At 71.8% G+C, this 12,775-nt stretch carries 11 protein-coding genes; 6 read left to right on the forward strand and 5 right to left on the reverse strand.

Annotated features, from left to right (window positions below):
- Positions 1-7: 7 nt before the first annotated feature.
- Positions 8-1,417, reverse strand: coding sequence for a hypothetical protein (locus AB0F52_RS18010; protein ID WP_360171633.1), 1,410 nt, complete (start codon positions 1,415-1,417; stop codon positions 8-10).
- Positions 1,418-1,565: 148 nt separating this feature from the next.
- Here AB0F52_RS18010 and AB0F52_RS18015 point away from each other — a divergent pair, with 148 nt between their 5' ends.
- Entirely contained in the window at positions 1,566-2,378 is an 813-nt protein-coding gene (locus AB0F52_RS18015) for an alpha/beta hydrolase (protein WP_360171636.1), read from the forward strand.
- Here AB0F52_RS18015 and AB0F52_RS18020 read toward each other — a convergent pair.
- The 3 genes from AB0F52_RS18020 to AB0F52_RS18030 form a co-directional block, all read right to left on the reverse strand.
- Complete coding sequence (locus AB0F52_RS18020) at positions 2,375-3,250, reverse strand: LLM class F420-dependent oxidoreductase (RefSeq protein ID WP_360171639.1); 876 nt, start codon at positions 3,248-3,250, stop codon at positions 2,375-2,377. The two genes, AB0F52_RS18015 and AB0F52_RS18020, sit on opposite strands and share 4 nt — an antisense overlap.
- A 68-nt stretch (positions 3,251-3,318) precedes the next feature.
- A complete protein-coding gene (locus tag AB0F52_RS18025) occupies positions 3,319-4,623 on the reverse strand; it encodes an alpha/beta hydrolase (protein ID WP_360171642.1) in 1,305 nt (434 codons plus the stop codon).
- Positions 4,624-4,658: 35 nt separating this feature from the next.
- Entirely contained in the window at positions 4,659-5,453 is a 795-nt protein-coding gene (locus AB0F52_RS18030; protein ID WP_360171645.1) for a hypothetical protein, read from the reverse strand.
- A gap of 189 nt (positions 5,454-5,642) precedes the next feature.
- Between AB0F52_RS18030 and AB0F52_RS18035 the strand changes: the two genes are divergently transcribed.
- The gene (locus AB0F52_RS18035) at positions 5,643-6,368 is read left to right on the forward strand and encodes an alpha/beta fold hydrolase (protein ID WP_360171648.1); all 726 of its coding nucleotides are present in this window, start codon (positions 5,643-5,645) and stop codon (positions 6,366-6,368) included.
- Here AB0F52_RS18035 and AB0F52_RS18040 read toward each other — a convergent pair.
- Positions 6,359-7,354 carry a hypothetical protein gene (locus AB0F52_RS18040; RefSeq protein WP_360172055.1) on the reverse strand — a complete coding sequence of 332 codons (996 nt, stop codon included), beginning with the start codon at positions 7,352-7,354 and terminating at the stop codon, positions 6,359-6,361. The two genes, AB0F52_RS18035 and AB0F52_RS18040, sit on opposite strands and share 10 nt — an antisense overlap.
- A gap of 60 nt (positions 7,355-7,414) precedes the next feature.
- Here AB0F52_RS18040 and AB0F52_RS18045 point away from each other — a divergent pair, with 60 nt between their 5' ends.
- The 4 genes from AB0F52_RS18045 to AB0F52_RS18060 all read left to right on the forward strand — a co-directional run bounded on the left by AB0F52_RS18045 (position 7,415) and on the right by AB0F52_RS18060 (position 12,693).
- Positions 7,415-7,996 (forward strand): TetR/AcrR family transcriptional regulator, encoded by a 582-nt coding sequence (locus AB0F52_RS18045; RefSeq protein WP_360171651.1) that lies wholly within the window; start codon positions 7,415-7,417, stop codon positions 7,994-7,996.
- On the forward strand, positions 7,993-8,967 hold the full coding sequence (locus AB0F52_RS18050) for a hypothetical protein (protein WP_360171654.1): 975 nt from the start codon (positions 7,993-7,995) through the stop codon (positions 8,965-8,967). The genes AB0F52_RS18045 and AB0F52_RS18050 overlap by 4 nt, the downstream gene beginning before the upstream one ends.
- Positions 8,968-9,061: 94 nt before the next feature.
- Positions 9,062-12,205 carry a family 43 glycosylhydrolase gene (locus tag AB0F52_RS18055; protein WP_360171657.1) on the forward strand — a complete coding sequence of 1,048 codons (3,144 nt, stop codon included), beginning with the start codon at positions 9,062-9,064 and terminating at the stop codon, positions 12,203-12,205.
- 143 nt (positions 12,206-12,348) lie between these two features.
- The gene (locus AB0F52_RS18060; RefSeq protein WP_360171660.1) at positions 12,349-12,693 is read left to right on the forward strand and encodes a hypothetical protein; all 345 of its coding nucleotides are present in this window, start codon (positions 12,349-12,351) and stop codon (positions 12,691-12,693) included.
- Positions 12,694-12,775 lie beyond the last annotated feature (82 nt).

Genomic DNA, 12,775 nt, shown 5'->3' on the forward strand with positions numbered 1-12,775 from the left:
GTGCTGCTCAACGTCCCGCGGGCGCCTTCCCGGCCGCGGCCACCGCGGCGGCGACGCACTTGACCGCGGCCGCGCCGGCGGCATCGGCCTTTTCGTCGGCCTTCTTACCGGCCTTGTCGTTCTTGGCCTTCTGCTTGTCCTGAGCCTTCTGGTCCTGAGCCTTCTGGTCCTGAGCCTTCTGGTTCTGAGCCTTCTGGTTCTCGGCCTTCTGGCTCTCTTCGGCGGCCATCCCCTGCTGCTGCGCAGCGGCAGCGGGATCGGCGGCCTGGCCAACGCAGTTCAGGATGCCCGCGCAGTCCTGCGCGGAGAGCACGATCCGGCCGGCGTTCTGCTGCTCACCGGCCATGCCGTTCTGCTTCGCCGCATCCTTCTGACCGGCGGCTTCCTGCTTGGCGGCCTTGCCGTCGGCGCCGTTTTCCGCCGCCATGCCGTTCTGGTCGGCCGCGCTGTCGTCCGCGGCCATGCCGTTCTGATCGGCCGCGCCCTGCTGAGCGCCCATCCCGTTCTGATCGGCCATGCCCTTCTGGCCGGCCATCCCGTTCTGATCGGCCATGCCCTTCTCGCCGGCCATGCCGTTCTGATCCGCCATGCCGTTCTGGGCGGCGGCACCGTTTTCCTCGGCCTTGCCGTTCTCGTTCGCCATGGCGTTGGCGTCGGCCACGCCGGCGGCCTGGGCCAGGCACTTCTGGACCACCTCACAGGCCTGGACGGCAGCGGCATCCTGCTCGGCGGCCTTCTGACCGGCCATGCCGTTCTCGTCGGCCTTCTTGCCCGCGCCCTTCTTGCCGGCCGCCGCGCCCTTCTGTGCCGCCATGCCGTTCTGGTCGGCCATGCCGTTCCCGGCCGCCATGCCGTTCTCGTCGGCCGCACCGTTCTCCGCGGCCGCGGCTTTCTTTCCGGCCATCCCGTTCTCGTCGGCGGCACCGTTCTCCGCCGCCATCCCGTTCTCGTCAGCAGCACCGTTGCCCGCCGCCATGCCCTTGTGCTGGGCCTTGCCGCTTCCGGCGGCGGCCTTGTCCTGGCCGGCCGCCTTTTTCCCAGCCGCCGCTTCCTTCTCCGCCGCCATGGCGTCCTGGCCGGCCGCCGCGATCGCCGCGCACTGGGCCGCCACTTCGTTCGCCGCCACCTGGTTCGCGCAGCCCGCGGCCTTGCGCTGCTGGCCGAGCCGGTCGGCCGCCGCCTGGCTGTCGGCGATTCGGGCCTTCGACTGGGCGTCCGGGGCCGTGCGCTGGCTCGCGATGTACGTCAGGTTGTTCTGCAACGCCGTGTCCAGGCCGCTGCACTGCTCCGTCGCCGCGTTGCTCGCCGGGCTGGTCAACGCGATCGCCGCCGCCGTTGCGCCGGCTACGCCCACCAGTGCCGCTAGTCCGATCGTCGCGGGTTTGCGGTGTCGTCCTGTCGTGCGCACGTGGGGCATCAGCCCCTCCTCTCGGGTCGCCACCTCACCAGGGCACACGGACAAAACGGCGAGGCGGTTCACCGGGAGTTCGACCGTCCACTATGGACAAAACACCGGCAGCGGAAGTGTGTTACCGTGTCCGCACCATGAAACCTGGGGAGGGTTCATGATCGGCGAGTTCAAGAACGCCCGCAGCGAAGAGCGATATCTGGCCGCCTACGACGAAATCGCCACACGCTGGCCCGTTCCGGTGCGGGATCTGGACATCGGCACGCGGTACGGCCCGACCCGCGTCCGGGCGAGCGGCGCGGCCGGGCCACCGATCGTGCTGCTGCCCGGCCTCATGGGGACGTCGCTGTCCTGGTACCCGCACGTCGCCGAGCTGGCCGAGCGGCACCGCGTCTTCGCCGTCGACACACTCGGCGAACCGGGGCGCTCGCGCCAGACGCGGCCGATGCCCACCGCCGAGGAGTGCGCGGACTGGCTGGCCGACGTCCTCGACGGTCTCGGGCCCGAAAAGTTCCTGCTGGCCGGGGTTTCGCGGGGCGGGTGGCTCGCGCTCGCCCTGGCCGCCCGCACCCCCGGCCGGATCGCCGGGGTGGTCGCCTTCGAGCCACCCGGCTTCGCGCCGATCGGCCGGCGCTTCCTCTTCTGGAGCGTGCGGGAAGTCGCTACCTGGTTCGACCCCCGCCCCCGCGCGGCGGTGCGGCGCACTCTCCGGCCGCTGCTGTTCGGCGGCCTGAAGTACCGCGCGCACCACCCATCGGAGTACCTGTTCACCGATGACCAGCTGCGCGCGGTGACCGTCCCCGTCCGGCTGGTGCTGGGCGAGCGCAGCGTGATCCACTCCGCGCGCGAGGTCGAACAGCGGGTGAAAGCGCTCAACCCGCTGTTCGACGTCGAAATCGTGCCGCGCGCGACGCACGCCCTGCCGCTGCAGCGGCCGGAGCTGGTCACCGCGCGGATCCTGACCGGCTAGCCGAGTTCCGCCAGCTGCGGCACCGCCGGGGCCATGCCCTCGATCCACGCGGCGGGCGAACCCGTCGTCGGGGTGACGATCGCCGTCCGCACACCGAGTTTCGCGTACCCCTCCATCGAGCGGACGAACTCGTCACGGGTTTCCGGCGTGGGGCGCGGGTTGTTGGCCAGGATCGTCTTGCGGATCGTGTCGTAGTCACGCCCGACGTCGTCGCAGTGGCGGCGCAGCACGTCGAGCTTGTGCGCGACGTCTTCGGGCGAGGAGCCGAAGAGGTTGCACGCGTCGCCGTACTGGGCGACCAGCCGCAGCGTCTTGCGTTCCCCGCCGCCGCCGACGAGGACCTTCGGGCGGTTGATCGGCTGCGGCGAGCACAGCGTTTCGGCCAGCTGGTAGTGCTTGCCCTCGAACGGGCCGTTGTCCGCCGGGTCCCACATCTGCGCGCAGATGCGCAGCGTCTCCTCCAGCCGCTCGAACCGTTCGGCGATCGGCGGGAACGGCACGCCCATCCCCCGGTGCTCGCGCTCGAACCAGGCCGCCCCGATGCCGAGGGTGGCCCGGCCGCCCGAGAGGACGTCGAGCGTGGTGACGATCTTCGCCAGCAGCCCGGGGTGCCGGTAGGTCACCCCGGTGACCAGCAGGCCGAGGTCGATCCGGGACGTGTGCGCGGCGAGGTAGCCGAGCGTGGTGTAGCCCTCCAGCATGTTCGACTCGGCGGGCAGGCCGGTCGGCTCGATCTGGAAGTAGTGGTCCATGAAGGACAGCCAGGTCGCCCCCGCTTCCTCCGCCGCGGCGCCCACGCGGGCGAGCTCGCCCGCGATGGCGGACGTTCCGCCGTCGATGTCGAAAATGGGCAGGTGGAAGCCGAGTTCCATGTAACGCGCTCCTGTGGTGGTCGGTGTGGGCCCCACGCTAGGACCTGGAGTGCGCTCCAGCGCAAGCCTCAACCCACGGCCGCGGCGAAGAACTCCGCGACCGCGCGTTCGGAGACCGCACCCTCGGTCACCGGCACCCCCGCCGCGCGCAGGCGGGCCGCGAACTCGGCCGAATTCCGGCCGCCGTTGCCGAGCAGGAACGGCGGTGCGCCCGGACCGGCGTAGGTCAGCGGGCTCGCCGCGCGCAGCGCCGACGGTGCACGGCCCAGCGCCATGAGCACCGACGCGCGGGTGAGCGGATCCAGGCCGGCGAGGTCGAACGCGGCCGGGGCCGACAGCGCCGCCACCGCGCGGACCGTGCTGTCCTGGCCGCGGTACTGGCCGGTGTCCTGACCACGCGCGACGCCGAGCAGCGACGCCAGCGTGCCGCCCGTGCCGGTGCCCGCCACCGCGATCCGGGCCGGGTCGACGGCCAGCGCGGCCGCGTTGGCCTTGAGGAACCGGACCGCGCACCGGGCGTCGGCGAGCGGGGCCGGCCACGGCGCCGCGGGCGCCGGCCGGAAGTCGATCACGGCGACCGCGAACCCGCGGGCCGTCAGCTCGTCCCGCAGCGGCCCGAACCGCGAGCCGGCGAGCAGCGCCCCGGGGCCGGTGGGCTTGCGGTTGCCCAGCACCAGCCCGCCGCCGTGCAGGAGGAGCACCACCGGGACCGGCGGGCCGCCCGCACTCCGCCGGTAGAGGTCCATCGCCAGCGGGACGCCGTCGGGGCGGCAGTATTCGACCGTGCCCGGGCCGGCGTCGAGCAACGTCGAAGCGGCGGGCCCGGTGCTGCTGTCGCCGGCCGCGACGGCGCCCGCCACGCCGGTCGCGAGCACCGCCACGAGCACCGGGAACAGCGCCACCCAGGCCGTGGCCCGCCGCGCCGCGGACGGCCACGGGTGCGCCCGCCGCCGGGCCACGAAGAGGAACCCGAGCACGGCGATGACCTGCAGCCCTGCGGCCACGTAGTCGGTGAAGCCGGCGACCGTGTCGGCCGGCTGCCAGGGGTCGAACCGCGTCAGCAGCCCGAGCGGCCGGCTGACCACCCACAGGACGAGCGCTCCGGCCGCCGCGAGCGCGCCGAAGTGGGCGGTCTTGCGCGTCGGCCACCCGAGCACCGCGACGGCGGCGACGATCCCGACGGCGGCCACCAAGCCGAACAGCATCGCGTACAGCTGCCAGACCCGCCACAGCGCGGGCAGCGCGGCCGCCGGGATCACCGCCCCGCCGAGGGCCGCGAACACGGCCGTGACCAGCAGCGGACCGCGCCGCAGCGCGGCCGGCGAGGTCGTCGGCGGACGGTACCCACCACGCTGCCCGTCGACGACCTTCATGCCGCCAGTGTCACCCTGGTCGCGCGAACGCGCACCTACTTGCGGGCCGCCGTGTAGTTCCGGAACAGCAGGTAGGTGTCGAGGATGTCGGACGACGCGCTCTCCACCGACCGGTAGATCCCCCACTTGGGCCGGACGTAGTCGCCCTGGTCAGGGAGGTTGACGTTGCTCATGCTGCCCTGCGCGGCGATCGCCGCGCCGGACCCGGTGCCGTTGCGGATGACGCAGGCCGCCTTGCCTTTCGAGCCCGGCGTGAACGTCCACTCGATGGTGATCCACTTGTTCCGCAGGGGCGCCAGGTCGGTGGCCGCGATGCTCGGCGAACCCGAGTTGGCGTACGCGCGGGCGTTGAGCACTTCCTTGCCGCCGCTGCGGGTCAGGTCGAGCGTCACCCACGGGCCGCCGTTGGTCGAGGGCGTCTTCGTCTGGAAGATGTGGGTGAACTTGCTGGTGCCGTGCAGGGACGCGGGGATGTACATCTCGTAGGACAGGGTCCACGTCTCGCCGTTGTGCATCTTCAGCGTGGTGCCGTTCTGCACCATGCCCTTCGACTCGGTGCGCTGGCGGTCGCCACCGCCGGTGGTGTCGCGGTCGTCCTTCCAGATGTTGAAGCGGTAGTGGTCACCCTCGACGACGACGTACTTGCGGTCGGGGTGGTGGTTGCCGCGGTCGGCCTCGATGCCTTCGAAGGCCTTCAGGCCGTCGGTGGCGGGATCCGGGTGCCACAGCGGGGCCGCGTGGGCGGGAACGGCCGTACCCAGGATGAGCGGGACGGCGAGAGCCGAGACGGCGAGCGAACGCAGGGCCGTCCGGCGGGGGAATTCGGGCATCGTCGGTGTGTCCTTCCTGACGAGCAGTTCGGCAGGGGTGCACATCGGCCGGCGGACGGGCCCGGAAACCGGGCTGGACATCCGATGTCTTGCGCTATGAAGCTAGAAGAGACAGCGCTTTCTGTCAACGCCGACCCGACTGCCGCGGTGGTTGGCCAAGAATTCATCGGACTGCTGTAGGTTCGCGGTATGGAGTACTTCCGCGCCCGCGACGGCCGGGAACTCGCCTGCCGCACCCTCGGGCACGGACGGCCGCTGGTGCTGTTCCACGGATTCACCGGTTCGGGACGCGACTGGCTCGGCCCGGCGGCGGTGCTCGCCGAGCACGGGCACCGGGTGATCCTCCCGGACCTGCGCGGCCACGGGGCGAGCGCCGCCCCGCACGACCCCACGGCGTACCCGCCGGACGTCCTGGCCGACGACGGGTTCGCGCTGCTCGACCACCTCGGCCTCGACGGCTACGACCTGGGCGGCTATTCGTACGGCGGCCGGATCGTGCTGCGCCTGCTGGCCCGCGGTGCCCGCCCGGGGCGCGCCGTCGTGGCCGGCCAGGGCCTCGACGCCGTACGGAAAGCGACGTCCCGGACCGGCACCTACCACGCCGCCCTGACCGCGTTGATCGACGGCGAGCCCGTCGAGCCCGGGTCACCGGCGTACTGGATGCGACAGGCCGGCGGCGATCCGGTGGCGCTGCGATACGTCCTCGGCACCCACGTGCCGACGACGGACCTGGACCGGATCACCACACCCACCCTGGTCGTCGTCGGTGACGAGGACGACGGCCACACCACGGCCGACGCCCTCGCCGCGGCCCTGCCGAACGGCCGGTTCGCCCGCGTGCCGGGGAACCACTTCACGGCGATGACCGGCCCGGAACTGACGACGGCGATGGTGGAATTCCTGGCTCAGGCGTAGCAATCGGCCAGTGCGCCGAACGCCGCCTTCGGTTCCCAGGGCACGTCCGGGTACGTCTCGCCGGTCCCCTCCTCCAGCACCTTCACGACGCCCCAGCTCGCCATGTCCAGGTCGGTCCGGGGATCGGCGCGGTGCACCAGCCCGTAGCACACGAACGTGCAGGCGAACGCCGCGTCGACGCCCTCCGCCGCGAAGATCTCCACCAGTTGGCGCAGGTAGCGAGCCTGCTCCTGTTCGTCCCGGACGTAGTCGCCCGTCAGCCGGACCGGGACGTCGCCTTCGTACTCGAGGATTTCGCCGCAGCGGGCCCCCAGGTCGGCCGCGCCCCGGTACGGCGTCACGCCGAACTCCGTGATAGCGACCGGTTTGCCCGCCGCGACCAGGCTCCGGACGCCCTCGCGGTAGAGGTGCTCGACCTCCTTCGAGCGGTGCGCGTCCACCGAGACGATGTCGAACGGCGCCCAATCGACGCGCTCCAAGGGAATCGCCGCGTAGGTGACACGGCCGCCGAACCGGGCCCGGACCGCTTCGGCCGCGCGGGCCAGGAACGCGTTGATCCGGTCCGGCAGCCCGACGAGCAGTTCCCGCGAGGCCAGCACGTTTTCCAGGCGCTCGGTAATGCTGTCGCCCGGCAGGAAGCCGTGGCAGAACAGGCTCAGCTCGGCACCGGTGACGAACACGATCGCGGCGCCCGCCTCGCGGAGGCGTTCGGCCCGGGCCGCCCCGTCGGCGAGGAGGGCCAGGATCTCGTCCGGGGTGCGGTCCCACGGGAACGGCGAAAACCACACCTCCAGTCCCAGCGCGGCCGCCTCGCGGGCGGCGAACTCGATCCGGTCCAGGTCGGTGCCGATCAGCCGCACGGCGGTGCAGTGCAGGTCGTCGCGGATGATCGTCAGCTCCCGCCGCACGAGGTCGGGTTCGAACGGCCGGTTGAACCGCCCGGCCCGCTCGAAGCCGGTGTCGTAGCCGATGCCCTTGGCCCGCATGCTCACTCCCATCGTTAGGGTACGGACCGTACCGTACCCTAATAGGCTAGGCTGACGCTCGTGGCCGCACCGAAGTCCCGGCGCCGGGGTACCGAACTGGAAGAGGCGATCCTGCGCGCGGCGGCGGCCGAACTCGCCGAAGCCGGCTACCCCGGCCTGACCATGGAAGGTGTCGCCCAGCGCGCCGGCACCAACAAGAACGCGATCTACCGCCGCTGGCCGAACCGCGCCGCGCTCGGCGTCGCCGCCTACCGCCACCTGGCCGGGGAAACGCTCAAGCCGCCCGACACCGGCAACCTCCGGGAAGACGCGCTGACCCTGTTGCGGGCGATCAACTGCGGCCAGACCTCGCCGGCCGCACGCGCCCTCCGCGGCCTCCTCACCGGCGTCGGCGACGAACCGGAACTGCGCGAACAGCTGCACGAACAGGCCGCCGAAGGGGGCGCCGCCGCCTGGGTCACGCTCGTAGGCCGGGCCGTGGCCCGGGGCGAGGCCCGGCCGGGCGCGCTGCACCCGCGCGTCGCCACCGTGGCCCTCGTCCTGCTGCGCAACGAATACCTCACCCGCGGACTGACCACAGTGGACGATGGCGTGCTCGTCGAGATCGTCGACGAGGTCTACCTGCCGCTGGTGCGCGCGTGACGCCCCGGCTCGCTCGCCACGAGAAGATCGCCGCCGCCCTGGCGGACGCCGGCGACGAGCTCCTGGCCGCGGCCCGCCCGCTCGGCACCGGCATCGGCGGGTCGTCCTGGCTGCTGCGGGCCGGCGGCGAACCCGTGTTCGTCAAGCGGGTCCCGCTCACCGACGTCGAACTGGCGAACCCCCGCTCGACGGCCGACCTCTACGGGCTGCCGCCGTGGTCGCACTACGGGGTCGGCTCCGCGGGCGGCGGGGCGTGGCGCGAACTGGAAGCGCACCTCGTGACGACCGCGTGGGTCCTCGGCGGGGAATGCCCGCACTTCCCGCTCCTGCACCATTGGCGTCTCGTGCCCGGCCTGCCCCGGCCGCACGCCGGCATCGAGGCCGACGTCGCTTTCTGGCACGGCGACGCCGGGGTGCGGCGGCGGCTGGAAGCGCTGGCCGGAGCCACCACCGACCTCGTGCTGTTCCTCGAGTACTTGCCGCACAGCCTGGCGGAATGGCCGGGCGACGACCTGCCGCTCGAGGAAGAGCTGCGGCACATCACCGAATTCCTGGCCTCGCGCGGCGTCCAGCACTTCGACGCGCACTTCGCCAACATCGTCACCGACGGCGAACGGCTCTACCTCACGGACTTCGGCCTGACCGTGTCCCCGGAGTTCGACCTTTCGGACGCCGAAGCGGAGTTCCTCGCCGAGCACGACGGCCACGACCGGGCCTACGTGCTGACCCACCTGGTCAACCGGCACGTCCGCGGGCTGCGCGCGTGGCCGGATGCCCGCAGCCGCAACGACTTCGTCCGCGCGTGCGCCGCCGGGGAAGTGCCGCACCAAGCTTCACTGCTCCGCCGGTACGCCCCGCTGGCCGCGGTCGTCAACGACTTCTACTTCGCGCTCCACACCGAGAGCCGGAAGACGCCGTATCCGCGGAAGGCGATCGCCGAACAGCTGGCGCGCCGGCCGTCCGGCTCTTGACCACCGGACCACACCGACCTAGAGTCAGCGTACCCCGGATCATGTTAACGTTAACATGCGCTGGTCCCGACGTGCCCCGAAGGAACCGACAACGATGAAGTTGTTCTCCCCGCGCCGTTTCGGCGTCGTGCTGGCCGTCGCGGCCGCACTAGTCCCCCTCGGCAGCGCCGGCGCCGGCGCGACGCCGTCCACCGACACCGGCACCGGCGTCCGCGCCGCCGCGAGCACGCTTTCCGTACCCGACCTCGACGACGTCCGCGGCAACCTCACGCTGCCGGCGAGCGGCCCGGACGGGACGAGCGTCGCCTGGACGTCGTCCGCGCCGTCGGTGATCACGCCGACCGGTGAGGTCACCCGGCCGGCGACCGGTGCGGCACCCGCGAAGGTCGTCCTGACCGCGAAGGTCAGCCAGGGCCGCGAGAGCACCACGCGGCGGTTCACCGCCACCGTGGTCCCCAAGCCGGCCCCGCAACCGCTGGCGGGCTACAGCTTCTTCTACTTCACCGGCGAAGGCACCTCCGACGGCGAGCAGATCTACTCCGCCCTCAGCCGGGGCAACGACCCGCTGAACTGGAGCGAGCTCAACAACGGCCAGCCGGTGCTCAAGTCGAGCCTCGGCGAGCTGGGCGTGCGCGACCCGTTCATCCTGCGCTCCCCCGACGGCGACAAGTTCTACCTGCTCGCCACCGACCTGCGGATCTACGCCGGCCGCGGCTGGGACGCCGCCCAGCGCACCGGCAGCCGGTCGATCATGGTCTGGGAGTCGACCGACCTCGCGCACTGGTCGCGCCAGCGCAGCGTCCAGGTGTCCCCGCCGACCGCGGGCAACACGTGGGCCCCGGAAGCCTTCTGGGACGCCAAGCGCGGCACGTACGTCGTCTACTGGGCGTCGAAGCTCTACGCGGAGAACGACCCGAACCACACCGGTGACAGCTACAACCGCATGATGTACGCGACCACGCGCGACTTCCGCACCTTCAGCGCGCCGCAGGTGTGGATCGACCCGGGCTACTCGGTGATCGACTCGACGGTCATCAAGAACCAGGACACCTACTACCGGTTCACCAAGGACGAGCGCAACAACACCTCCTCGACGCCGTGCAGCAAGTTCATCACCGAGGAGAAGGCCACCGACCTGCTCGACCCGCACTACGGCTTCGTCGCCGACTGCATCGGCAAGGCCACGGCGACCAGCCCCGGCCTGTCCGCGGGCGAAGGGCCGACCGGGTTCAAGTCCAACACCGAGAACAAGTGGTACCTGTTCATCGACGAGTTCGGCGGCCGCGGCTACGTCCCGTTCGAGACCACCGACCTGAACTCGGGCAAGTGGACGATGTCGGCCGGCGCGCACCTGCCCGCGTCGCCGCGGCACGGCACCGTCCTGCCGGTCACCCAGGCCGAGATGGACCGGCTGAGCGCTCCCCCGGCACCGGTGAAGGCCGACGCGAAGGGCCTGGTCGCGCACTGGCCGCTCGACGCGAAGTCGGGCACGGTCGCGACCGACACCACCGGGCACGGGTACGACGGCGCCCTCGCCGGTGACGTCTCCTGGGCCGGCGGCGCGCTGGCCTTCGGCGGCAAGAACGGCCACGTGCAGCTGCCGGACAACCTGCTCACCGGCGCCGCCGCGGCCACCGTGTCGGCCGACGTCCTGGTCGATCCGAACCAGCAGACGCCGTACTTCCTCTGGGGCCTGGGCAACACGGCGAAGGACGGCACCGGCAACGGCTACCTCTTCACCACCGGCGGCACCGCGAGCGGCGGCTTCCGCGGCGCCATCGCGACCGGCAACTGGACCACCGAACAGGCGGCGGACTCCGGCGGCGGGCTGCCGCGCGGGGTGTGGAAGAACGTGACGCTCACCGTCGGCAACGGCGTCGAGGTGCTCTACCTGGACGGCGTCGAAGTGGGCCGCAACGCGAACGCCACCATCAAGCCGGCGGACCTCGGCGGCGGCGTCACGGCGGCGAACTACCTCGGCCGCTCGGTGTACGCCGGTGACAAGACCTTCACCGGCAAGATGAAGGACGTGCGGCTCTACAACCGGGCGCTGTCCGGGCTCGACGTCGCCACGCTCCCGTCGAACAGCACCGCGATCCGATCGGTGCAGCTCGACGCGCTCAAGACGCCGGCCGTCATCGACGCCGGCGCCGGGACGGTCGTGCTGCCGGTCAAGCCGGGCACCGACCTGCGCCGGCTCGCGCCGAAGTTCGGCCTGGCGCCGGGCGCGACCGTCAAGCCGGACAACGGGAAGCCGGTGAACCTCAGCTCGCCGAAGCAGTTCACGGTGACCGGCGCCGGGGGTGAGCGTCGCGTGTGGACGGTCGAGGCGCACGAGGTGCGCAGCCCCGTCCTGCCCGGCTTCAACGCCGACCCGAACATCGTCGCGTTCGGCGACACCTACTACCTGTACCCGACCACCGACGGGTTCGACGGCTGGAGCGGGACGAAGTTCTCGGCGTGGTCGTCGAAGAACCTCGTCGACTGGAAGGACGAGGGGGTCATCCTCGACCTGGGCAAGGACGTCAGCTGGGCCGACAAGAACGCCTGGGCGCCGACGATCGCGAAGCACAACGGGAAGTACTACTTCTACTTCTGCGCCGAGGCCAAGATCGGCGTCGCGGTGAGCGACTCGCCGACCGGCCCGTTCGCCGACTCCGGCAGGCCGCTGATCGCGAAGAACCCCGACGGCGGCCAGGCGATCGACCCCGCCGTGTTCCTCGACCACACCGGAAAGCCGTACCTGTACTGGGGCAACGGCAACGCCTACGTCGTCCCGCTGAACGACGACATGGTGTCCTACGACCCGGCGAAGATCACCCGGCTGGACGGCCTGGCCGACTTCCGCGAGGGGCTGTTCATGGTTGAGCGGAAGGGCACCTACTACCTCAGCTGGTCCATCGACGACACCCGCAGCCCGGACTACCGCGTCGGCTACGCCACCGCGCCGAGCCCGGCCGGGCCGTTCACCAACCGCGGCGTGCTCCTGAGCAAGGACGCCCACCTGGGTGTCCTCGGCACCGGGCACAGCTCGATGCTGCAGGTCCCCGGCACCGACGACTGGTACCTCGCGTACCACCGCTTCGGCATCCCGGGCGGCGACGGCACCCACCGCGAGACGACGATCGACAAGCTGACGTTCCGCCGCGACGGCACGATCGCCCCGGTCGTCCCCACGCTGGAAAGCGTGCGGCCGCAGCGGATCCCGTGGCACTGCGGGGCCGTCCGGGCGAGCTGACCGGCGGGTGGGCCACTCGTCGGGGTGGCCCACCCGATGCGGTGAGACGGAGATCACGAGCGTACGCGTTTACCCCGGCATGGCCGGGGTAAACCTCCGCCGTTCGGGTTGCTCCAACTGCTCTCCGCCTCGGGAGTCATTTGATGACCAGCGTCTTGACCGACAACCTCGGGAACACGCGTCCGGTCCCCCGGCCGCGCCCTCGGCCGGTCACGTCCGACACGCTCGCGGAGCTCGCCCGCCTCGCCGCCCTGGCCGAGCTCGCCCGGCGCTCCTCGCCGTCGCTCATGCACCACGCGATCCTCGCCGGCACGTCCCCCCTCACGGTGGCGGCGGCCGCGCAGGTCGACGTCGCCGAAGCACACATCCGCTGGCACGAATGGGCCGACACGGCGGTCGGCCGCGACGAATACCTCCGCGTGCACACCGCGTTCGCCGAAGCCGTCGTCGCCCGCCACGACGCCCTGGAGGAGGACCTGTGCCCGTGACGACGGAGGAAACGACCCTGGCCGACCTGGCCGCGCTCGGCGACGCGGCCACCGAGCTGCTGGCGGAGCTCACCGAGCAGCT

This window comes from Amycolatopsis sp. NPDC024027, from assembly GCF_040638975.1.
Taxonomy (GTDB): domain Bacteria; phylum Actinomycetota; class Actinomycetes; order Mycobacteriales; family Pseudonocardiaceae; genus Amycolatopsis.

Coding starts and splice junctions, on each gene's coding strand:
- AB0F52_RS18010 (WP_360171633.1), bottom strand. CDS start 1,417: ATGCCCCACGTGCGCACGACAGGACGACACCGCAAACCCGCGACGATC.
- AB0F52_RS18015 (WP_360171636.1), top strand. CDS start 1,566: ATGATCGGCGAGTTCAAGAACGCCCGCAGCGAAGAGCGATATCTGGCC.
- AB0F52_RS18020 (WP_360171639.1), bottom strand. CDS start 3,250: ATGGAACTCGGCTTCCACCTGCCCATTTTCGACATCGACGGCGGAACG.
- AB0F52_RS18025 (WP_360171642.1), bottom strand. CDS start 4,623: ATGAAGGTCGTCGACGGGCAGCGTGGTGGGTACCGTCCGCCGACGACC.
- AB0F52_RS18030 (WP_360171645.1), bottom strand. CDS start 5,453: ATGCCCGAATTCCCCCGCCGGACGGCCCTGCGTTCGCTCGCCGTCTCG.
- AB0F52_RS18035 (WP_360171648.1), top strand. CDS start 5,643: ATGGAGTACTTCCGCGCCCGCGACGGCCGGGAACTCGCCTGCCGCACC.
- AB0F52_RS18040 (WP_360172055.1), bottom strand. CDS start 7,354: ATGCGGGCCAAGGGCATCGGCTACGACACCGGCTTCGAGCGGGCCGGG.
- AB0F52_RS18055 (WP_360171657.1), top strand. CDS start 9,062: ATGAAGTTGTTCTCCCCGCGCCGTTTCGGCGTCGTGCTGGCCGTCGCG.
- AB0F52_RS18060 (WP_360171660.1), top strand. CDS start 12,349: ATGACCAGCGTCTTGACCGACAACCTCGGGAACACGCGTCCGGTCCCC.